The 22,275-nt window shown below is 67.9% G+C and carries 15 protein-coding genes and 1 rRNA gene; 10 read left to right on the top strand and 6 right to left on the bottom strand.

Features of this window, described 5'->3' with window-relative positions:
- Positions 1 to 109: ribosomal RNA gene (gene rrf / locus N440_RS17885) — 5S ribosomal RNA — on the top strand; the annotation flags it as partial.
- A gap of 370 nt (positions 110 to 479) precedes the next feature.
- Here the strand turns inward: rrf and N440_RS17880 are convergent.
- The 3 genes from N440_RS17880 to hemH all read right to left on the bottom strand — a co-directional run bounded on the left by N440_RS17880 (position 480) and on the right by hemH (position 4,689).
- A complete protein-coding gene (locus N440_RS17880) occupies positions 480 to 2,585 on the bottom strand; it encodes a methyl-accepting chemotaxis protein (protein WP_133935940.1) in 2,106 nt (701 codons plus the stop codon).
- Between the two features lie 290 nt (positions 2,586 to 2,875).
- Complete coding sequence (locus N440_RS17875; protein WP_133935939.1) at positions 2,876 to 3,730, bottom strand: alpha/beta hydrolase; 855 nt, start codon at positions 3,728 to 3,730, stop codon at positions 2,876 to 2,878.
- Positions 3,727 to 4,689, bottom strand: a complete 963-nt coding sequence (hemH, locus tag N440_RS17870) for a ferrochelatase (protein WP_133935938.1) — start codon at positions 4,687 to 4,689, stop codon at positions 3,727 to 3,729. Before hemH ends, N440_RS17875 begins: the two co-directional genes overlap by 4 nt.
- A 165-nt stretch (positions 4,690 to 4,854) precedes the next feature.
- On the opposite strand from hemH, the gene N440_RS17865 reads away from it, so the two are divergent.
- The 4 genes from N440_RS17865 to tatC all read left to right on the top strand — a co-directional run bounded on the left by N440_RS17865 (position 4,855) and on the right by tatC (position 7,277).
- Positions 4,855 to 5,748: a YSC84-related protein gene (locus tag N440_RS17865; protein WP_133935937.1), complete on the top strand. Its 894-nt coding sequence runs from the start codon at positions 4,855 to 4,857 to the stop codon at positions 5,746 to 5,748.
- A gap of 75 nt (positions 5,749 to 5,823) precedes the next feature.
- Positions 5,824 to 6,051 carry a Sec-independent protein translocase subunit TatA gene (gene tatA, locus N440_RS17860; protein WP_005420453.1) on the top strand — a complete coding sequence of 76 codons (228 nt, stop codon included), beginning with the start codon at positions 5,824 to 5,826 and terminating at the stop codon, positions 6,049 to 6,051.
- Positions 6,052 to 6,066: 15 nt separating this feature from the next.
- A complete protein-coding gene (gene tatB, locus N440_RS17855; protein ID WP_133935936.1) occupies positions 6,067 to 6,531 on the top strand; it encodes a Sec-independent protein translocase protein TatB in 465 nt (154 codons plus the stop codon).
- Positions 6,528 to 7,277: a twin-arginine translocase subunit TatC gene (gene tatC, locus N440_RS17850; protein ID WP_008267959.1), complete on the top strand. Its 750-nt coding sequence runs from the start codon at positions 6,528 to 6,530 to the stop codon at positions 7,275 to 7,277. The genes tatB and tatC overlap by 4 nt, the downstream gene beginning before the upstream one ends.
- 70 nt (positions 7,278 to 7,347) lie before the next feature.
- Here the strand turns inward: tatC and N440_RS17845 are convergent, their stop codons facing one another.
- Genes N440_RS17845 through N440_RS17835 form a run of 3 tightly spaced genes read right to left on the bottom strand, consistent with a single transcriptional unit; the run spans position 7,348 to position 10,863 of the window.
- The gene (locus tag N440_RS17845; protein ID WP_049455838.1) at positions 7,348 to 8,259 is read right to left on the bottom strand and encodes a BPSS1780 family membrane protein; all 912 of its coding nucleotides are present in this window, start codon (positions 8,257 to 8,259) and stop codon (positions 7,348 to 7,350) included.
- 50 nt (positions 8,260 to 8,309) lie between these two features.
- A complete protein-coding gene (locus tag N440_RS17840) occupies positions 8,310 to 9,056 on the bottom strand; it encodes a glutamine amidotransferase (protein ID WP_133935935.1) in 747 nt (248 codons plus the stop codon).
- A complete protein-coding gene (locus N440_RS17835; RefSeq protein ID WP_133935934.1) occupies positions 9,028 to 10,863 on the bottom strand; it encodes a GspE/PulE family protein in 1,836 nt (611 codons plus the stop codon). Before N440_RS17835 ends, N440_RS17840 begins: the two co-directional genes overlap by 29 nt.
- Positions 10,864 to 10,947: 84 nt before the next feature.
- Between N440_RS17835 and glyQ the strand changes: the two genes are divergently transcribed.
- From glyQ to N440_RS17810, 5 genes are all read left to right on the top strand, one after another.
- Positions 10,948 to 11,859, top strand: coding sequence for a glycine--tRNA ligase subunit alpha (gene glyQ / locus N440_RS17830; protein ID WP_053451179.1), 912 nt, complete (start codon positions 10,948 to 10,950; stop codon positions 11,857 to 11,859).
- Positions 11,860 to 11,930: 71 nt separating this feature from the next.
- Entirely contained in the window at positions 11,931 to 14,006 is a 2,076-nt protein-coding gene (gene glyS, locus N440_RS17825) for a glycine--tRNA ligase subunit beta (RefSeq protein WP_133935933.1), read from the top strand.
- Positions 14,007 to 14,201: 195 nt separating this feature from the next.
- Positions 14,202 to 15,998, top strand: coding sequence for an autotransporter assembly complex family protein (locus N440_RS17820; protein WP_133936057.1), 1,797 nt, complete (start codon positions 14,202 to 14,204; stop codon positions 15,996 to 15,998).
- Positions 15,995 to 19,855 carry a translocation/assembly module TamB domain-containing protein gene (locus tag N440_RS17815; protein WP_133935932.1) on the top strand — a complete coding sequence of 1,287 codons (3,861 nt, stop codon included), beginning with the start codon at positions 15,995 to 15,997 and terminating at the stop codon, positions 19,853 to 19,855. Before N440_RS17820 ends, N440_RS17815 begins: the two co-directional genes overlap by 4 nt.
- Positions 19,856 to 20,026: 171 nt before the next feature.
- Complete coding sequence (locus N440_RS17810) at positions 20,027 to 22,174, top strand: S46 family peptidase (protein WP_133935931.1); 2,148 nt, start codon at positions 20,027 to 20,029, stop codon at positions 22,172 to 22,174.
- Positions 22,175 to 22,275 lie beyond the last annotated feature (101 nt).

Raw genomic sequence — 22,275 nt, 5'->3', positions numbered from 1 at the left:
GAAATTAGCGCTGTGGAACCACCCGATCCCATCCCGAACTCGGAAGTGAAACGCAGCTGCGCCGATGGTAGTGTGGCTCAAGCCATGCGAGAGTAGGTCATCGCCAGGGTTTACACCCAAAACCCCGCTGCTCACGCAGCGGGGTTTTTCTTTGGCCGCAGGAAAATACACCTGCCGGAATGCACCGGTGGATCCACGCCACGCGTGGAGTGCTGCCGACCCTGGTTGGCGGCTACCGATGATGGTCCGTGCGTTGTATCGGGTGGTGGCTGTCGTAGACCCACGCCATGCGTGGATGTGTGACGTAGGCCTGCGCAATGCGCAGACCGTGGTTGCCGGCCAGCGGCCGGCGCTACCGATGGATCATGCCGTCGTGCGACGCCCATCAAACGTGCCCTTCCCGTGATCCATCACGCAGAGCACATAAAAAACGGCGCCCTGCGGGCGCCGTCTCCAATCGATCCGGTTGCACGTTCCGATCAGGCGACCAGAGCGACCTCACGCGTTTCCTGCTGGCGGAATACCGAGACCGCCTCGGTCAGCGTTCCCGCCTGTGACTGCAGTTCACGCGCGGCAGCGGTGGCTTCCTCCACCAGTGCAGCGTTCTGCTGTGTGGCCTGATCCATCTGCACCACGGTCTGGTTGATCTGCTCGATGCCGATCGACTGTTCCTGCGAAGCGGCTGATATCTCCCGCATCAGGTGGCTGACGCTCTCGACACCACCGACGATGCCCTGCATGCGCTGGCCAGCATCGGCCACCAGCTGCGCACCTTCACCCACCTGGCGGCCGGCTTCGTCGATCAGTTTCTTGATTTCCTGCGCGGCTGCGGCGGAACGCTGGGCCAGCACGCGCACTTCGCTGGCCACCACCGCAAAGCCGCGGCCCTGCTCGCCGGCCCGCGCGGCCTCGACCGCGGCGTTCAGCGCCAGGATGTTGGTCTGGAACGCGATGCCGTCGATGACGCCGGTGATATCGCCGATGCGCTTTGACGCGCCCTCGATCGCCTGCATGGTGTCGACCACCCGCTGCATGGCGGTGTTGCCGTCACCGGCGGCATTCTGTGTGGAGGCGGCCAGCTCACTTGCCTGGCGGGCATGGGCAGCGTTCTGGCGAACGGTGGCGGTCAGTTCCTCCATGGATGCCGCGGTTTCCTGCAGGTGCGCGGCCTGGCGCTCACTGCGTTCGGACAGCGCGCCATTGCCGGCGGCGATCTCGCTGGCGGCGGTACTGATCGAGATGGAGCACTGCTGGATGCGGCCGACCATACGCGCCAGCTGCCCGGCGGTGGCGTTGGCATCACGCTGGATCGCGGCGAAGGCGCCTTGGTACTCGCCGTGCATGCGCCGGTCCAGATCGCCATTGGCCAGCGCAGAAAGCATCTGTCGCACTTCGTCGACAGTGCTGCCCAGCGTATCGAGCAGTTGGTTGATGCCACCGGTCAGACCCTCCAGGAAGCTGGCACCTTCGCCCGCTTGCAGACGCTGGTCGAGATCGCCTGCGGCGGCGGCGGCAACAATGCCGGCGACTGCGTTCTCAAGCGACAGTTCGTGCGTGCGGTCATGCCACTCCACGGCGAAACCGAGGCGCACGCCCTGTGCATCGAACACCGGCGTGACCACCTGCGCAAAGTGCACCGGGCCGATCTGTACCTTGCCGTTATGCGTGACCTGCAGGCCATTGAGGATCGCGCGGATGCGGTCCGGGTTGGCGTGGAAGCGGTGGATGCTGCTGCCGACCAGACGCTCGGCATCGAAGTCGGGGAAGGCCTGGCGCAGTGTCGCCTGCTGGTTGCGCAGCAGGGCTACCACCGAGCGGTTCACGTAGCGGATCACGTGGTCATTGTCGGCAATCATCATCGCGGTGCGCGAGGCGTCCAGGGCCTGGCGGATCTGTGCGTTCTCGGCGTGTGCTTCAGCCTCGCGCCCGCGCTGGGCCTGCACGTGGCGCGCGGTATCGGCCAGCGCGTGGGCCAGCGAACCGGGTGCATAGGCCGTGGTATCCGCATGCGCGCCAAGATCGGCACCGGTGGCGATATCGCGGGCCAGCGCAGCCAGGCGGCGTGGGCCATGGCCCAGCGCCTCGGTCTGCTGGCGCAGGCGCAGTGCGACCTGGCCGAGGAACAGTGCAAGGCCGGCAAACAGCGTTGCCTGCAGCAGCGTTGGCCCGGCCGCGGCACCTTCCAGCAGCGGCTGCAACAGCGCGAGCGTGCCAACGCCACCGGCCAGCCATACCGGCAGGCGATCACGGTGGCTGAGCAGCACGCCCAGCAGCACCGCGATCGGCAACGCCGGCGACAGGCCGACCACCACGCACAGCAATGCCAGCTGCAGCGACAACAACAACGCCAGGCCGTTGCGGGCGAGGCTGTGGCCGGCCTGTGGGCCGGCCAGCCAGATGGCCGGCAGCACGGCGGCCGCAGCCAATGCGGCACCCGGCACGTGGGGCCCACGCAGGGCCAGAACCAGGCCAGCCACGGCCAATGCCGCGCTGCCGATCAGCAGTCGGCGATCAGCACGGCGGGCGAGCTGCTGCAGATGCGGCAGGCGGGCGGTATCGGGGGGGCGGGAGGATGCAGCGGACATCGGCGACTCCTGGATCAACAGACGGCAGCGGCCACGCCGCGACGCACGCATGAGCGCGTGGCCTGGGCGTGGACCGGGAATTCGGGGAATGCGACGTCATCAACGCCGCGGAGACAGCGCGCCGTGACCCCATCCTGTGGGTGACGGTGCAGTAGAGCGGGCATGCGGACTTCCTTGCAGAACCAGACACACGCCGCAGGCCCGACCGGGCCCGCGTGCTGCGGGCGCAGGGGCCCGCAACTGATGTATCGGCTGCAAACGCGCGGAGTGAAGCGCGCCGAGACGCGGACTCAGCCGGCGTTGTCGTTGCTGAAGAAGTGCAGGATCACGTCGGCAACCTGCGCCGGGTCTTCCATGTGCAGGTGATGGTTGCCGGGAAACACTGCCAGCCGTCCATCGCGCAGGTGCCGCAGGCGATCGCTGCGCATGGGCTCGGGGTAATAGGACTGCGCTGGCGTGGCGTAGATCACCTGCGTCGGGCAGGCGATGGCCTGCAGCAGATTGTCGATCTGGCCTTCGCTGAGGCGGATCGCGGTGGGCAGCATCAGCCGCGGATCGCTGCACCAGCGATAGCCGCCTTCGACCGGTTCCACGCCGCGTTCGACCAGCAGTCGTGCGCAGTGTTCGCTGAGCTGGTTGGTCATCATCCGTGCGCGGATCGGCGCAGCCAGGTCGGGGAACACGCGTAGCTGCTTGCGTGCGAGCGCACGCGTGGCATTCACATGCTCGCGCAGGCGATGCGCGGTTTCTTCCTCCGGCCCGCGCAGGCCGCCGAGTGCTTCGATCGCCAACAGCCGTTCGATGCGGTCGCTGACCGAGGCGGTGAGGCTGGCGATGCCCGCACCCATCGAATGGCCGAGCAGGCTGAAACGGTCCCAGCCCAGTGCATCGGCCACATCAAGCACGTGGCAGATCGCGGCGGGCGTGGTGTAGCTGGCCCCCACCGGAAGGTGCGCGCTGTGGCCATGGCCGGGCAGATCGATGGCGACCAGCTGCAGCGAGGACAGGTGCGGGGCCAGCGGCACGAAGCTGGCGGCATTGTCGAGCCAGCCGTGCAGGGCCAGCACGCACGGACCCTCGCCGTGGTTGCGCAGGCCGGCGACGCGTGCGCCACCGACCTCGAGTTCAAACGGATGCAGGCTCATGCCAGCGAGGCCACGGCCAGCCGCGCCAGGGCGCGTGCGTGCTCCGGTTCGGCGTTGAGGCACGGGATGTAGCGCATCGTCGCGCCGCGTTCGGCCAGCGTTTCGGTGAAGCCCATTGCCACCTCCTCCAGCGTCTCCAGGCAGTCGGTGGCGAAGCCGGGGCAGACCACGTCGATCTGCCTGACGCCAGATTCGGCCAGCGCCCACAGGCTGGGCTCGGCGTACGGTTGCAGCCAGCGCTCGCGGCCGAAGCGCGATTGATAGCCCATCTGCCACTCGTCCCTGCCCAGGCCCAGCGCGTTGGCAATGGCCTGCGCGCTGGCCTCGCACCGCTGCGGATACGGATCGCCGCCATCGGCCAGGCGTTGTGGGATGCCGTGGAAGGAGAACATCAGCGTCTGGCCACGGCCGTGCTGTTCCCAGTAGCGCTGGATGGAGCCGGCAACGGCCTCGACCCAGCCCGGGTCGACCGAATAATCGCGCACCAGGCTGACCGTCACGCCGGGGTTGCGGCGCTGCCAGGCATCGACGCGGTCTTCGACCGAGGCGGTGGTGGTGGTCGAGTATTGCGGATACAGCGGCAGCACCACGATGCGACGCGCGCCTTCGGCGGCCAGGCGGTCGAGCTCGCCGGCCAGCGCCGGTTCACCGTAGCGCATCGCATGGCGAACCCTGAGCGTCGGCAGCAGTGCCTGCATGGCCTGCGCCAGCTGGCGCGTATGCACCATCAGCGGAGATCCGTCGGGCAGCCAGACCTGGGCGTACTTGGCCGCCGAACGGCTGCTGCGCAGCGGCAGGATCAGCCCGCGCAGCAGTGGCTGCCACAGCAGTGCCGGGATCGAGACCACGCGGGGGTCGGACAGGAATTCAGCCAGGTAACGGCGTACGGCGGGGGCCGTCGGCGTCTCGGGCGTGCCTAGGTTGACCGCCAGCACGGCGGTATCGGGTGCGTCGAGCATGGGATGTATTGTCGCCGATCCGGTGCCGCGCCGGCATGCAGGGTTCGGATCGCGGGCATAGCGGGCATCTATATGAGCAGGCAACGCTCATTGGCGATTCATGGCAACACTACTAATTTCAGTCACTTGCTATATCTTCCTATGGACTGACTTCTGGAGCCTGCCATGCGTCGCCCGATCCAAGCCCTGCTGATCGCCGCCAGTCTGCTGTCCAGCCAGGCCATGGCCGGACCGCAGGAAGACCAGCGCGCCCGCAACGCCGTGCGTGTGCTGGCCGAAATCCAGGGAATCCCTGAACAGGGCATTCCGGACAAATTGCTCGACGAAGGCCGCGCGGTCATCGTCATTCCCGACACGATCAAGGCCGGCCTGGTCATCGGTGGCCGTCGCGGCCATGGCCTGATGTCGGTGCGCATGGCCAATGGCGCCTGGTCCAACCCGGTGTTCGTCAAGCTCACCGGTGGCAGCATCGGCTTCCAGGCCGGTGTGCAGTCCTCGGACGTGGTGCTGGTGTTCCGCAACGACCGCAGCCTGGACAATCTGGTCAACGGCAAGTTCACGCTGGGCGCCGATGCCGGCGTTGCCGCCGGTCCGGTCGGCCGCAACGCCGCCGCCGCCACCGATGGCCAGCTGAAGGCCGAGATCTGGTCGTGGTCGCGTGCCCGTGGCCTGTTCGCCGGCGTCGCCCTGGACGGTGCGGTGCTGCAGATCGACGATGCCGCCAATCTGGACGCCTACGGCAGCAACACCACGCCGCGCATGATCTTCGAAGGTCGCGCCGTCGGTTCGCCGTCAATGGACGTGGTCGCGTTCCGTGATCGCCTGGAAGAGGCCACCTACGCCGCGCGCAACAACCGCAACGGCAACGGCGGCAATGCGCCGCGTCCGGCAGCGGCCCCGGCGGTCGCCCCGGCGCCTGTTCAGGCAGCACCGGCCGCCCCCGCCGAGGCCACCACCGCGCCGCTGCAGAACGTGCCGCAGACCCCGCCGCCGCAGCAGCAGGGCTTCCAGCCGGTCAACGACGGCGAGATCCGCACGGAAACGCTGGGCGGAAACTGACTTTCGTCACGCGCGCCGGCTAACAGCCGGTGCGCTATGCTCGACAGCCTGATCACTAACGTAACGAGCGTCTTTATGGGCAGTTTCAGCATCTGGCATTGGTTGGTCGTGCTGGCCATCGTCCTGCTGGTGTTCGGCACCAAGCGCCTGACCAGTGGCGCCAAGGACCTCGGTTCGGCGGTCAAGGAATTCAAGAAGGGCATGCGCGACGAGGACAAGCCGAACGCGCAGCTGGGCGACGAGTCGCGCAGCCAGGACGCCTCGCGCACCGCGCAGGACGAGCACGACCGTAACGCTCGCTGATCCGGAGCGGTTGCGGTGTTTGATATCGGCTTCAGCGAACTGCTGGTGATTGCGGTGGTCGCCCTGGTGGTGCTCGGTCCCGAGCGCCTGCCCAAGGCGGCCCGCTTCGCCGGCCTGTGGGTGCGTCGTGCCCGCAATCAGTGGGATTCGGTGAAACAGGAGCTGGAGCGCGAACTGCAGGCCGAGGAGATCAAGCGGCAGATGCAGGACGTGCGCCAGGGCATGCAGGACACCGAGAACCAGCTGCGCGCCAGTGGTGAAGCGATCCGTCGCGAAGCCCAGCAGGTACAGCAGCAGGGCGACGATCTGGCGCAGCAAGTACGCACGCCGGCGCCGGCCGATCTGCCGCCGCACCTGGGCGAACCGGCTGCCACGGACCAGGCACCGGCACAGGACGTCGCTGCGGTAACGCCCAGCGCCGCCACGGCCACTGAAACCAATGCGACGCCGCCGGCGCAGAACACGGAGCGCCCCTCATGAGTGAGCAGGATTTCGGCGAAAGCTCGCTGGTTGAACATCTGGTGGAACTGCGCGGCCGCCTGGTGCGCGCATTGCTGGGCCTGGGCGTGGCGCTGCTGGCGCTGCTGCCATTCACCCAGAAGCTGTACAACGCGCTGGCCGAACCGCTGGTCTCGCAGCTGCCGAACGGGCAGACGATGATTGCGACCAACCCGGCCGGTGCCTTCTTCGCGCCATTGAAGCTGACCTTCTTCGTCGCCCTGTTCGTGGCGGTGCCGTGGCTGCTGTACCAGCTGTGGGCGTTCGTTGCGCCGGGCCTGTATGCGCGCGAAAAGCGCCTGGCGGTACCGCTGCTGGTGTCGTCGGTGGTGCTGTTCTACACCGGCTGTGCGTTCGCCTACTTCCTGGTGCTGCCGGCGGTGTTCCACTTCCTCACCACCTTCAGCCCGGACGTGATTGCGATCACCCCGGATGCGAACGCCTACCTGGACTTCGTGCTGGCGATCTTCTTTGCCTTCGGCGGCAGTTTCGAACTGCCGGTGGCGATGGTGATCCTGGTGCTGCTGGGCTGGGTGACGCCGCAGCAGTTCAAGGAAGGCCGCGGTTACGCGATCGTCGGCATCTTCGTGGTGGCCGCCGTGCTGACCCCGCCGGACGTGGTGTCGCAGCTGATGCTGGCCATCCCGATGTGCCTGCTCTACGAGCTGGGCATCCACGCCGCACGCTGGCTGGTGCCGTCGTCGGTAGTGAAGAAACCCGCCGCCTGAAAAAAGGGGACGGAGGGAATCAAGTCGTTTGTGCCGCTAACGACTTAATTCCCTCCGTCCCCTTTTTCGGTCAGGCGTGGAAGATGTCGCTGGAGGTCGGGGTGGTCGGGATCGGCGGTGCGGCGCGGCTGCCGCGGTGCACGAACATCTGCTTCCATGCGGCATAGACTGCGCCGACGTACAGCGGCATCAGTACCGTGGTCAGTACCAGCTGGGCGATGAAGGCTGCGGCCAGCGGGCCGCCGATCAGCATCGCGATCTGGATCACGATCACGAACAGAATGTACATGCAGAACGCGGCGATCAGGCCGAGCACGGCGAACACGATCATCGCGCCGATGTTCTCGATGCAGCCCTGCAGGCTCAGGCGCAGCGCGTGCATGCCGCTCTGCTTGTCGAACACCACCAGCGCCGGCTGGGTGAACATCGCCAGCGACAGCGCGACCGCACTCAGGAACACCAGCAGCATCCACAGCGCGATGCGCTTGGCCGGCAGGTTGGCGACCAGCGCGGCGGCATCGTCCGGCTTGATCTGCTGGCCGCTGCGGCTGATCTCTTCCATCTTGGTCATGACCTCGCTGAAGGCGGTGAAGCCCTCGCGGCCGATCATCATGAACAGCAGCGCGCCCAGCAGCAGCACCGCCAGCACCTGGATCGCCAGCGGTACCAGCAGGTGGCTGACGCGGTGGTCGCGGATCGGCTGCAGCAGGTGCGAGGCCAGGCCCGGGCGGCCTTCGTCGATCTCGCCGACGGCATACAGCATGCCGCCGAACATGATCGGCGAAATGGCCAGGGTCATCAGCTGCACCGCCATGCCGGCGGCGCCGGGAATCAACGTCGACAGCAGGGTGACCACCCAGCTCACCAGCAGCCAGGTCAGGCCGATCCGGGCCAGCTGCAGCGGCGCACGCCGGTACAGGGAGAACGTATCCAGCAACCACTGGGCGCCCGCCGAAGCCGGCAGCTTGCGAATCTCTTTCATGGACATCCGGGAGGGACAGGAGGGGGCCGGGCGGCTGCCCGTGGCGCCGATTATCCCTGTTTTGCCGCCGGCTGGGCTGAAGACAGCCGCGCCTGGCGGACGAAGCGGCGCAACAGCTGGCGGGCCAGCGGTGCGGCGCTGACCGCGCGCTCGATGCTGCGGGCACAGCCGCCGTGGCGGCCGATGCAGTCGGCGCGGGCGCGCACGTAGCCACGCATGTGGTGGGTGGCGAATTCCGGATGGAACTGCACGCCCCACGCCTGGCGCCCCCAGCGGAAGGCATGGCAGCCATCCAGCGGCGAGCGCGCCAGTACTTCGGCACCGTCGGGCGCGCGCAGCACGGTCTGCAGATGGGTGGCGTGGGCGGCGAAGTGCTGTGGCAGCCCCTGGAACAGCGGGTCCTGCGCGGCCTGCGGCTGCAGTTCCAGCTCGATCGTGCCGGATTCGCGGCCGGCCGGGTTGTAGGCCACCTCGCCGCCCAGCGCGTGCGCCAGCAACTGATGGCCGTAGCAGATGCCGAACACCGGCAGGTCGTCGTGGGCGGCCTGGCGCAGCCAGGCGGCGCTGCGCTCGCTCCAGTCGGCGTGGTCGGTGACGAACGCGGCCGAGCCGGTCACCAGCACGCCGGCGAAGCCGTGCGGATCGGGCAGGGCGCCACCGTGTTCGACATCGACCACCACCGTCTCGTGCTCTTCCAGCCCGGCGGCGACGCGGATCCAGTGCGGGAAGCGCCCGTAGCGGCGCAGTGACGGCACCGGGCGGCCGGTTTCAAGGATCAGGAACGGAGCTGGGTTCATCCGGGGGCGGCAGCACTGACAGGACTTCCTCGATTGTAGTCAGCCCCTGCGCCACCTTTTCAAGCCCGGCCTGACGCAGGGTTCGCAGCCCTTCAGCCCGCGCGGCGCGGGTGAAACCGGCCAGGTCCATGTCGGCGCGGATCTGCCCGCGCAGCCGCGAGCCCAATGGCAGCAGCTCATACAGGCCGATGCGGCCGAGGAATCCGGTGCGTCGGCACTCCAGGCAACCGACCGGCCGACAGGGCGTGGCGGCATCTGGATATGCAGCATGGCTATCAGCCAGCACCGCCCAGTCGGCGGCGCCAAGGCTGTGCGGCTGCTTGCAGTGCGGGCACAGGGTGCGCACCAGGCGTTGGGCGAGGATGCCGTTGAGGGTGCTGGCCAGCAGGTAATGCGGCACGCCCAGGTCGAGCAGGCGGGTGACCGCCGAGGGCGCATCGTTGGTGTGCAGCGTGGATAGCACCAGGTGGCCGGTCAGCGAGGCCTGCACCGCCATCTGCGCGGTTTCCAGGTCGCGGATCTCGCCGATCATGATGATGTCCGGGTCCTGCCGCAGCAGGGTGCGCACGCCACTGGCGAAGTCCAGGTCGATGTTGGTCTGCACCTGCATCTGGTTGAACTCGGGCGCGATCATCTCGATCGGGTCTTCCACCGTGCACACGTTCACGTCCGGCGTGGCCAGCCGCTTCAGCGTGGAATACAGGGTGGTGGTCTTGCCCGAGCCGGTCGGGCCGGTGACCAGCACGATGCCGTGCGGGCGCTCGACCAGTGCATTCCAGCCGGCGGCCTCCTGCGGGCTGAAACCGAGCTGGTCGATGCTCTTGAACGCGGCATCCGGGTCGAAGATGCGCATCACGCACTTCTCGCCGAAGGCGGTGGGCATGGTCGACAGGCGCATCTCGACTTCGCGGCCACCCGGCGAGCGGGTCTTGATGCGGCCGTCCTGCGGGCGCCGGCGCTCGGCCAGATCCATGCGGCCGAGCACCTTGATGCGGCTGACCACGGCGGTCATCACTGCCGGTGGCACTTCGAACACCTTGTGCAGCACGCCGTCGATGCGGAAGCGCATGCGTCCCATCTCGCGGCGCGGCTCCAGGTGGATGTCCGAGGCGCGCTGTTCGTAGGCGTACTGCAGCAGCCAGTCGACGATGTGCACGATGTGCTGGTCGTCGGCGTTGACGTCGCCGGTACGGCCGAGCTCGACCAGCTGTTCGAAGCTGGGCAGGGTGATGCTGGCTTCGCCGCGCGCATCGCTGCGGGCGCCACGCACCGAACGGGTGACCCCGTAGAACTCCATGGTGTAGCGATGCAGGTCCAGCGGGTTGACCACCGCCAGCTCGATGCGGCGCCGGGTCAGGTGCTGCAGGTCGCGGCGCCATTCCTGCACCAGCGGCTCGCTGGTGGCCACCAGCACGCGCTCGGCATCCACCGCCAGCGGCAGGAAGCGATGGCGGCGGGCATAGGCATGCGACACCAGCGCAGTGACCGCGGCGACGTCGACCCGGGTCGGGTCGATGCGCAGGTAGCGGCAGCCGGTACGCTGCGCCAGCCATTCGCTGAGGCGTTCCAGGGTCAGTTCGCCGCCGCCGGTGGCGGCCAGCTTGAGGTTGGACAACAGCACCAGCGGATGCACTTCACTGGCGTTGCGCGCCCCCTGTGCGGAGAACCGCATGCGCTCGCGGTCCTGCTCGGCCACCAGGCCATCGGCGATCAGCGCCGCGGCGATCTGCTCGAAATGCAGGCGGCCCCAGGGCAGCGGAACGCCGCCCGCCTCGCCGGGCGTGCCCACCGGCAGCCGATGTTCCATCTGCCTGCTCCTCCCGGGTACGGAATGCCCCGCAGGTCGGCCGTTATACTAGCGCACCCCCCTTGCCGGCCAAGAATCGTCCGCATGTCCGCGACCCCGACCGTTCCGATCACCTTCCAGGGCCTGATCCAGACCCTGAACCAGTTCTGGGCCCAGCAGGGCTGCGTGCTCATCCAGCCGCTCGACCTGGAGGTGGGCGCCGGTACCTTCCATCCGGCCACCTTCCTGCGTGCGATCGGTCCGGAAGGCTGGAATGCGGCCTACGTGCAGCCCTCGCGCCGCCCGACCGACGGCCGCTACGGCGAGAACCCGAACCGCCTGCAGCGCTACTACCAGTACCAGGTGGCGATGAAGCCGGCGCCGGACAACATCCAGCAGCTGTACCTGGATTCGCTGAAGGCACTGGGCATCGACCCGCTGGTGCACGACCTGCGCTTTGTCGAGGACAACTGGGAATCGCCGACGCTGGGTGCCTGGGGCCTGGGCTGGGAAGTCTGGCTCAACGGCATGGAAGTGACCCAGTTCACCTACTTCCAGCAGGCCGGTGGCCTGGAATGCCGCCCGGTGCTGGGCGAGATCACCTACGGTCTCGAGCGCCTGTGCATGTACCTGCAGAACTGCGACAACGTCTACGACCTGGTGTGGACCTATGGCCCGGATGGCCAGCCGGTGACCTACGGTGACGTCTACCACCAGAACGAGGTGGAGCAGAGCACCTACAACTTCGAATATGCCGACGTGGACGAACTGTTCCACCGCTTCGATGCCTGTGAGCGCGAAGCGCAGAAGCTGGTGGAAGTGAACCTGCCGCTGCCGGCCTACGAGCAGGTGATGAAGGCCAGCCACACCTTCAACCTGCTCGATGCGCGCCGCGCGATCAGCGTGACCGAGCGCCAGCGCTACATCCTGCGCGTGCGCGCGTTGGCCCAGGCGGTGGCCAAGGCCTATTACGAGCAGCGCGAGAAGCTGGGCTTCCCGGGCGCGAAGAAGGCCTGACCGCCGCTCTCCCCCTTACTCCGGGGCGCCGGACGCGTCGCGCGCTGCGCCCCCACCACAGGATTGAAACGATGAGCCAACTGTCCCCCCTGCTGATCGAACTGGGCACCGAGGAGTTGCCGGTCAAGGCACTGCCGGGCCTCGCCCAGGCGTTCTTCGATGGCGTTGTCGACGGCCTGCGCAAGCGCGGCGTCGCACTGGACCTGGGCGACGCCCGCCCGTTGTCGACCCCGCGCCGCCTGGCGGTGCTGCTGCCGGGCGTCGGCCTGGAACAGCCGGAACAGCACAGCGAAGTGCTGGGCCCGTACCTGAACATCGCGCTGGACGCCGAAGGCCAGCCGACCAAGGCCCTGCAGGGCTTCGCCGCCAAGGCCGGGATCGACTGGACCGCGCTGGATAAGACCACCGACAACAAGGGCGAGCGCTTCGTGCACCGCGCGGTGACCCCGGGCGCGCGCACTGCCAGCCTGCTGCCGGAGATCCTGCGCGAGGCGATCGCGGCGATGCCGATTCCCAAGCCGATGCGCTGGGGCGACCACGCCTGGGGCTTTGCGCGCCCGGCGCACTGGCTGGTGCTGCTGCACGGTGCCAACGTGGTCGAGGCCGACCTGTTCGGCCTGCAGGCTGGCCGTGTCAGCCGTGGCCATCGTTTCCACCACGACCAGGCCGTGTCGCTGGCACAGCCGCAGGATTACGTGGAAGCCCTGCGCGCCGCGTTCGTGCTGGTCGACCCGAGCGCGCGCCGCGCGCGCATCGTCGCCGAGGTCGAGGCCGCTGCGGCCAAGGCCGGCGGCAGCGCCCGCATCACCGAGGACAACCTGGAGCAGGTGGTGAACCTGGTCGAGTGGCCGTCGGCGGTGCTGTGCAGCTTCGAGCCCGCGTTCCTGGCGGTGCCGCAGGAAGCGCTGATCGAGACGATGGAGATCAACCAGAAGTTCTTCCCGGTGCTGGATGACAGCGGCACGCTGACCGAGAAGTTCATCGGCATTGCCAACATCGAATCGAAGGACGTGGCCGAAGTGGCCAAGGGCTACGAGCGCGTGATCCGCCCGCGCTTCGCCGATGCCAAGTTCTTCTTCGACGAAGACCTGAAGCAGGGCCTGGCGTCGATGGGCGAGGGCCTGAAGACGGTGACCTACCAGGCCAAGCTGGGCAGCGTGGCCGACAAGGTCGCCCGCGTGGCCGCCCTGGCCGAGGTGATCGCGCCGCAGGTTGGCGCCGACGCCGCGCAGGCGCGGCGCGCCGCCGAACTGGCCAAGAACGACCTGCAATCGCGCATGGTCAACGAATTCCCGGAACTGCAGGGCATCGCCGGCCGCCACTACGCGGTGGCAGGTGGCGAATCGGCCGAGGTCGCGCTGGCCATCGACGAGGCCTACCAGCCGCGCTTCGGTGGCGATGACATCGCGTTGTCGGCGCTGGGCAAGGTGCTGGCGATTGCTGAACGCGTGGACACCCTGGCCGGTGGTTTCGCCGCAGGCCTGAAGCCGACCGGCAACAAGGACCCGTTCGCCCTGCGCCGCAATGCGCTGGGCCTGGCCCGCACGATCATCGAGAGCGGCTTCGAGCTGGACCTGCGCGCGCTGCTGGCCAGCGCCAACGCCGGCCTGGCCGCGCGCAACGTGCAGGCCGACGTCGGCGAGCTGTACGACTTCATCCTCGACCGCCTGAAGGGCTACTACGCCGACAAGGGCGTGCCGGCCACGCACTTCAACGCAGTGGCCGAGCTGAAGCCGGCCTCGCTGTATGACTTCGACCGCCGCCTGGATGCGATCGGCACCTTCGCCGCGCTGCCGGAGGCGGAGGCACTGGCAGCGGCCAACAAGCGCATCCGCAACATCCTGCGCAAGGCCGAGGGCGACATTCCGGCCCAGATCGACACGGCGCTGTTGCAGGAAGACGCCGAGCGCGCGCTGGCTGAAGCCGTCACCGCGGCCATCGACGACACCGGCGCCAGCCTGCAGCACAAGGACTACGTGGCCGTGCTGGCCCGCCTGGCCCGCCTGCGCCCGCAGGTCGACGCCTTCTTCGATGGCGTGATGGTCAATGCGGAGGACCCGGCGCTGCGTGGCAACCGCCTGGCGCTGCTGACGATGCTGGGCGAGCGCCTGGGCAAGGTCGCGGCGATCGAGCATCTGTCGAGCTGAAGCCGGTATCGGTAGTGCCGGCCGCTGGCCGGCACTACCGGCGGATGTCCATCGGGGTCATCGCCGGCATCGCGGACGATGCCGGCTTCCTCATCGGCATTCACGACGATCGCCACAAAGGCGCGTATTTTGACCGCCACTTAACAACCGATCCCGAATGACGTGATGCATTTCGCATCGTCACCTCCGGTCGGTATGCTGTGCCGCATGCAGCCAAAGAAATACGCCCTGCCGCTGATGGTCCTGTCGCTGGCCGCCACTTCCGTGGCCCACGCGCGCGGCACCATCGACAAGGTGGACATCAAGGGATTGGACAAGGGCGACGACGCCGCAATCATCGAGAACATCCAGGAATCGCTGTCGCTGTACGACACGATCGGCAAGGAGCAGGGCGAGTCGCGCCTGGAATACCTGTTGTCGCAGGCCGAGCGGCAGACCCGCCAGGCGCTGGAACCGTTCGGGTACTACAACCCGGTGATCAAGGTCGAAGCTCCGCGCGAGGACGAGCACGTGCGGGTGCTGATCCATGTCGACAAGGGCGCCCCGGTGACCGTGCGCCGCGAGCACATCGACATCACCGGCCCGGCGATCTACGACCAGTACCTGCAGGACGACCTGGCCGCGTTCAAGCCGCGCAAGGGCCAACGCTTCGAGCACACCCAGTACGAAGCCAGCAAGATCACCATCACCCGCCGCCTGGCCGAGCGTGGCTACTTCGACGCCGACTACACCCAGCGCCAGGTGCAGATCACCCGTGCCGACAACGCCGCTGACATCGACCTGACCTGGGACAGCGGCCGCCGTTACAACATGGGCCCGGTGCGCTTCCACCAGGACTACTTCGTCGACAAGCTGTTCGACCCGCTGGTGTACTGGGACCAGGGCAGCTACTACCACGAAGGCAAGCTGGACCGGCTGCGGCAATCGCTGACCAAGCTGGACTACTTCAGCGTGATCGACATCCAGCCGCGGCCGGACCAGGCCGACGACAACGGCGACGTGCCGGTGGACGTCAACCTGACCCGCGCCAAGCGCACCATCTACACCGCCGGTCTGAGCTACGGCAGCGAGAGCGGCCCGGGTGTGCGTGGTGGCATCGAGCGGCGGTTCCTGAACAACCGCGGCCACAAGATGAACACGCAGCTGGACTACGCGCAGAAGCGCAAGAGCCTGGTGACCAGCTACCGCATCCCGGCGTTCAACTGGCTCGACGGCTGGTACACCTTCGCCGCCAGCGCGTATGACGAACAGACCGATTACATCGATCTGCGCAACTTCAAGCTGATCGCCAGCCGCAGCGGCGAGATCAACGAGCACTGGACCGCGATCGCCTCGGTCAACGCGCTGCGCGAGCGCTGGCGCTACGCTTCCGGCACCGAATTCACCGATGCGGTCTACAACACCTCGACGCTGGTGTACCCGCAGATGGTCGCCGACTACGTCAACGTCGACGACCAGATGTTCCCGCGCAAGGGCATCAGCGGCACCGCGACGCTACGGACCGGCATCGAGGGCGTCGGTTCGGATACCAGCTTCGTGCAGGCCAATGCCGTGCTGCGCTGGTACATCCCGGTGGGCGAAAGCAACCGCCTGATCCTGCGCGGCGAGGGCGGCACCACCTGGACCAGCGACCTGGTCGCGATGCCGCCGAGCCTGCGCTACTTCGCCGGCGGCGACCGCAGCATCCGCGGCTATGCCTACCGTGAGGTCGGCCCGCGCACCCCTGCGCCGGACAAGTACGCACTGGGCGCCAAGAACCTGGTGATCGGCTCGGCCGAGTACGAGCACTACTTCAATGGCGGCCCGTGGGGCGCGGCGGTGTTCGTTGATACCGGCAGTGCCTTCGACAACACCATCGACCTGCATACCGGCGTCGGCTTCGGCGTGCGCTGGAAATCGCCGGTCGGCCCGGTGCGCATCGATATCGCGCACGGCCTGAACAACCCGGATTCGCAGTTCCAGCTGTACCTGAACATCGGAGCGGACCTGTGAGCACGCCTGCACCCACGCCGACCCCGAACACGACGCCGCGCGTGCGCTTCTACCGCCGCCGCCGCTTCTGGGCATGGTCCGGCGCCGGCGTGATCGGGCTGGTGCTGCTGGCCCTGCTGGCGGTGTACTGGCTGCTGCAGACCGTGGCCGGCCGCGATGTGCTGCTGGCGCAGGTGGTGGCACGGCTGCCGGTGGGCGCCAGCTTCACCTGGGACAAGGTGGACGGCCCGGTGGCCGGTCCGCTGACCCTGTACAACGTCGACTTCCGCTATGACGACATCCATTTCCACGCCGAGCGTGCGCACCTGGAGCCGGACCTGCGCCCGTTGCTGGGCCGCAAGCTGCTGCTGGACAAGCTGGAACTGACCAACGCGACGTTGAACCTGGCCAAGAGTGACGAGCCGTTCAAGCTGCCGTCATGGCCGGATTCGCTGCCGCAGATCGAAATGCCGCTGGCGATCCAGGCCGATGCCATCGCCATCGATGGCTTCCGCATCAGCCAGGCCAACGAGCCGGTGATCGACATCAGCCGCGTGCGCGGTGGCATCGAGATCGCCAACGGCGAATTCCAGGCGCACAAGCTGGTCGTGGACAGCGACATGGGCAACTTCACCGCCCAGGGCCGCTACATCCCGGCCAAGGACTACGACACCGACGTGACGGTCACGGCGGTGCTGCCGGCCCCGCGTGGGCGCACTGCGGCGACGGTGGGGCTGGTAGCACGCGGCGACCTTGCGCACATGGAGGTAGCGGTGGCCGGGCGTGCACCGAAGCCGCTGCACGCGATGCTGGTGTTCGACGGGCGGACCGATCCGACCTGGAATGCCAGCGTGCGCAGCGACGAGCTGGATCTGTCGCTGCTGTCGCCGGCGCTGGCGAGCTCGGCGATCGCACCGTTGGCACTGGACTTCACTGCCGCCGGCAAGGGCGGCAACGCCAACTTGCACGGCAAGGTGAAGCAGGGCGACCAGGAACTGGAACTGGCACCGTCGGTGGTGTCACTGCAGGACCAGGTCCTGAAGGTTTCGCCGCTGCTGGTGAAAGGCCTCGGCGGCGAAGCGCGGCTGGAAGGCACGGCCGATTTCAGCCAGGAAGACCAGCAGAAGCTCAATTTCTCGGTGGTCGCACGCGATCTGACCTATGTGCCGGCCGCGGACCCGAACACCGCCGGCAGCGCGCCGGTACCAGTGACGCTGAAGGAAGCGCGTTTCGGCCTGGCCGGTACGTTGAAGGCGTGGGCGGCGATCGGCCGCGCCGAGGTCGAACGCGAAAAACAGAAGGCGCAGCTGCGCTTCGATGTGCGCGGCAATGACCAGGCTGCGTCGATCCACCAGCTGCAGGCGCAGACGCCGGGTGGCCAGCTGCAGGTGGAAGGCCAGGTGGCATGGGCGCCACAGCTGGACTGGGACGCCAAGGCTGCACTGAAGGATTTCGACCCCGGCTATTTCGTGCCGGGCTGGAATGGCCGCCTGTCCGGCAACCTGGCCTCCAAGGGCCGCCAGCTGCCGCCGCCGGCCAACGCCGCACCGGGCACTGCCGGCACGCTGGAAGCCACGGTGGACCTGCCGTCGCTGAAGGGCATCCTGCGCCAGCGCAACCTCGACGCGCAGGGCACGTTCGCGCTGCAGGGCGATCAAGGCCAGGGCGACCTGAAGCTGTCGCTGGGCAGCAGCCGGGTCACTGCTTCGGGCAAGGTCGGTGATCGCCTCGACATCGACGCACGCTTCGAACCGCTCCAGCTGAGCGATCTGCTGCCGGGCGCCGACGGTGGCCTGCGTGGCCAGGTACAGGTGAAGGGCCCGCGCGATGCGCCGGACATCACCGCCGACCTGATCGGCAACAACCTCAACTGGGATGGCTACGGCGCCGAGAGCGTGAGCATCAAGGGCCACCTGCCGTGGCGTGGTGACAGCGGCACGCTGGCGGTGCAGGGCCAGCAGGTCAACGCCGGCATGCTGCTGGAACGGCTGAACATCGATGCGCAGGGCAGTGTGTCCAACCTGCGGCTGGCCGCGCAGACGCGCAACGAGATGGGTGCGATCGAGCTGCAGGGCAGCGTGCGCCAGCAGGGCGCGCAGTGGCGTGGCGAGCTGGCATCGCTGCGCATCGCACCGGTGAAGGGCGATGCCTGGTCGCTGCGTGCGCCGGCCGCGTTTGCGATCAATGGCAGCACCTACACCCTGTCCGAAGCCTGCCTGGCCGCCGCCAGCAGTGGCGCGTTGTGCGCGCAGGCGAACTGGCCGCGCGAGGGCCTGGTGGTGCGCAGTGATGCGCTGCCGCTGGCGCTGGTGCAGCCATGGCTGCCGCCGCAGTCCGGCCGTCGCATCTACCTGCGCGGCGATGTCAGCCTGGACGCGCAGATCCGCCCGCGCGGCAACGCCTGGGAAGGCCATGTGGAAGTGCGCTCGAAGGAAGGCGGCGTGCGCCTGGGCGAGAACCGCACCACGGTGGGCGATGCGTCGCGTGGCGAGCTGGTGCGCTACGACCAGTTCTCGCTGAAACTGGACATGACCCCGGCCAGCATCAAGGGCTATCTGGGCATGGGCTTCCAGGGCAACGGCTTCGTCGATGCCAAGATGCAGACCGGCTGGGAAGCCAGCGCGCCGTTGAACGGTGAGCTCTACCTCAACATGTCGCGGCTGTACTGGCTGGAGCTGTTCTCGCCGGATATCGTGCGCCCGACCGGCCTGATCGAAGGGCACGTCAGCCTGCGCGGCACCCGTGGCCAGCCGTCGCTGGGCGGTGATGCGCAGCTGAGCAACTTCAAGGGTGAATTCCCGGCGCTGGGCCTGACCTTCGACCAGGGCAAGGGCAGCTTCGTGGCCCAGCCCGATGGCTCGGCCAGGATCACCGCCCAGGCCAATTCCGGCCAGGGCACGCTGTACGTGGATGGCGGCCTGTCGTGGTTCGGTGATGCACAGCCGCTGCAGCTGAAGATCCACGGTGACAACGTGCTGCTGTCCAACACCAGCGAACTGCGCATCGTCGCCAATCCCAACCTCGATTTCACCCTGGCCAAGGCGGCTATGGAGTTGCGTGGCACCGTGCATGTGCCCGAGGCCGATATCGACCTCGAACGCCTGGACCGCGGTACCTCGGTGTCTGAAGACGTGGTGGTGCTCGACCCGGTCGATCCGGAAGAATCGCGCACCTCGCCGCTGGACATGGACCTGGTTGTCAGCCTCGGCGACAAGGTGAAGATGACCGGCTTTGGCCTGAAGGGCGCACTGACCGGCAAGATGCAGGTCTGGGCCAAGCCTGGCCGCGAGATGACCGCCAATGGTGGCCTGGAAGTGAGCGGGCGCTACAAGGCGTATGGGCAGGACCTGACCATCACCCGTGGCAACCTGACCTGGAACTACAACGCGGTCTCCGACCCGCGCATCAACATCCGTGCCGAGCGCCGGGTCGGTGATGTCACGGCGGGCATCGACGTGACCGGGCGTGCGCAGCAGCCGCGTGCGGACGTGTGGTCCGATCCGGCGATGTCGCAGTCCGAGGCGCTGGCCTACCTGGTGCTGGGCCGCAGCCTGACCGGCGCAAGCAGCGACCAGACCCAGCAGGTCAACGCGGCCTCGGCGGCACTGTCCGCGGGCAGTGGCCTGCTGGCCTCGCAGCTGGGCGCCAAGCTGGGCCTGGACGACGCCGGCGTGAGCCAGTCGCGCGCGCTGGGGGGCTCGGTGATCGGTGTCGGCAAGTACATCTCGCCCAAGCTGTACGTCGGCTACGGCGTGTCGCTGGTCGGTGCCGGTTCGGTGATCACGCTGAAGTACCTGCTGCGCCGCGGCTTCGACGTGGAAGTGGAATCGAGCACGGTGGAAAACCGCGGTTCGATCAACTGGCGGCGGGAGAAATAACGATCCGGTAGTGCCGGCCGCTGGCCGGCAACTGCACCGTATCTCCCGGGTTGCGTGGGTTGCCGGCCAGCGGCCGGCACTGCCGTGCACGTCGGCCCCAACCATCGGCCGTTGCCGCGGCCGCCCCCAGCGGCTATGGTCCCGGGCTGTTCTGTCGTACCGGATTGCCCCATGTCACCACGCAAAGCCCTTCCCACCGCCCTGGCCCTGGGCCTGACCCTCGCCGCCGGTGCCCACGCCGATGAAGGCATGTGGATGCCGACGCAGCTGCCGGAGCTGGCCAAGCCGCTGCAGGCGGCCGGTTTCAAGGGCAATCCGGCCGACCTGGCCAACGTCACCGCACCGCCACTGAGCGCCGTGGTGCGTGCCGGTGGCGGCACCGGTTCGTTCGTGTCCGCCGACGGCCTGCTGCTGACCAACCACCACGTGGCGATGGGCGTGATCCAGTACAACAGCTCGCCCGAGCACGACCTGATCAACGGCGGTTTCATCGCCAGGGACCGTGCCGATGAGCGCCCGGCCAACCCGGACTTCCGCGTGCTGGTCACCGTCGGCTTCGACAAGGTGACCGACCAGGTGCTGGCGCAGGCGCGCGGCAAGACCGGCCGTGCCTACTTCGATGCGGTGGATGCGGCCAGCAAGCAGATCGTGGCCGAGTGCGAGAAGGACGGCAGCGTGCGTTGCTCGGTCGCCAACATGTACTACGGCACCGACTTCTACCGCATCGCCCAGCTGGAGCTGAGCGACGTGCGATTGGTCTACGCGCCGCCGCGTGCGATCGGCAACTACGGCGACGAGATCGACAACTTCATGTGGCCGCGCCACACCGGCGACTTCACCCTGCTGCGTGCCTACGTCGGCAAGGACGGCAAGCCGGCCGCCTACAGCAAGGACAACGTGCCCTATCAGGCGCCGGCACACCTGCAGATGTCGGTGGAAGGCCCGAAGGAAGGCGATTACGCGATGCTGGCCGGTTACCCGGGCATCACCTACCGCCACCGCACCGCCGCCGAATTCGCTGGCCAGATCGATACCGTGCTGCCGCGCCGCGTGTCGGTGTTCCAGCAGATGATCGACACCATCGAAGCCGCCAGCGCCAAGGATGCGCAGGCGCGTACCCGCTACGCCTCGCAGCTGCAGTCGCTGAAGAACAACCGCAAGCGCGCCGCCGGTGAGCTGGAAGGCCTGCTGCGCAGCGACGCCAAGGCGCAGCGTGCCGCCGACGAGACAGCCATGCTGGCCGCCACCGATCGCAGGTACCAGGGCGACATCAAGGCGCTGCTGGCCAACCTGTCGCAGGGCGCGACGGTGGGCGAGCGTGACCTGCTGCTGGACCAGATGGCCGCGCAGAGCCAGCTGCTGCGCTCGGCATTGCTGCTGGAGCGCCTGCGCATTGAGTCGGCCAAGCCCGACGCGCAGCGCGAGAGCGGCTACCAGCAGCGCGACCAGGCGATGATCGAAGGCGTGCTCAAGCAGGTGCAGCGCCGCTATGCGCCGGAGGTCGAGAAGGCGCTGCTGACCACCCTGCTGACCCGCTACCAGCAGCTGCCGGATGCGCAGCGCGTGGCCGAGTTCGACGCCGCCTTCGGCCGCACCCCGCAGCAGCTGGCTAAGGCATTGGACACCCTGTACGCCGGCACCCAGCTGGGCGACGAGGCGCAGCGCCTGTCGCGCTTTGCTGCCGCCCGCGAAGGCAAGGCGCTGGCCGCCGATCCACTGATCGCCGTGGCCGGCCCGCTGGTGGCCGCGCAGCTGCGCATCGAGAACGAGAGCAAGACCCGCGAAGGCGAGCAGCTGCGCCTGCGCCCGGCCTACATGCAGGCGCTGTTCGCCTGGCGTGCCAAGCAGGGCCGTGCGGTGTACCCGGATGCCAACCGCACCCTGCGCATCAGCTACGGCAAGGTGGAAGCACTGCATCCGCGCGATGGCGTGAGCTACTCGCCGGTGACCACCGTGGCCGGCATCGTCGAGAAGAACACCAACGCCTATCCGTTCGATGCACCCAAGCCGCTGCTGGCGGCGATCGCCAAGGGTGACTTCGGCAGCACCGCCGATCCGGCGCTGAAGACCCAGACGGTCAACTTCCTGACCAACCTGGACACCACCGGCGGCAATTCCGGCTCGCCGGTGCTCAACGCCAAGGGTGAACTGATCGGCCTGAACTTCGACAGCAACTGGGAATCGGTCAGCGCCAGCTGGTGGTTCGACCCGCGCTACAAGCGTGCCGTGCACGTGGACATGCGCTACCTGCGCTGGCTGCTGGCCAAGGTCTACCCGGCGCCCGAGCTGCTGAAGGAAATGGGCGTGCCGGCCCAGTAAGAAGCCGGCCACGACCAACGGTCGTGGCCCGCACCGCGTAGGCCCCCACCCTGGTGGGGGTGGTTGCCCCCAACGAGCCCGTACACCCGGCCATGCCTGGC

The organism is Stenotrophomonas sp. CC22-02 (assembly GCF_004365115.1).
GTDB lineage: Bacteria > Pseudomonadota > Gammaproteobacteria > Xanthomonadales > Xanthomonadaceae > Stenotrophomonas > Stenotrophomonas forensis.
The sequence above is the reverse complement of the archived record's forward strand: the minus strand, read 5'-3'. Positions and strand labels throughout refer to the sequence as shown.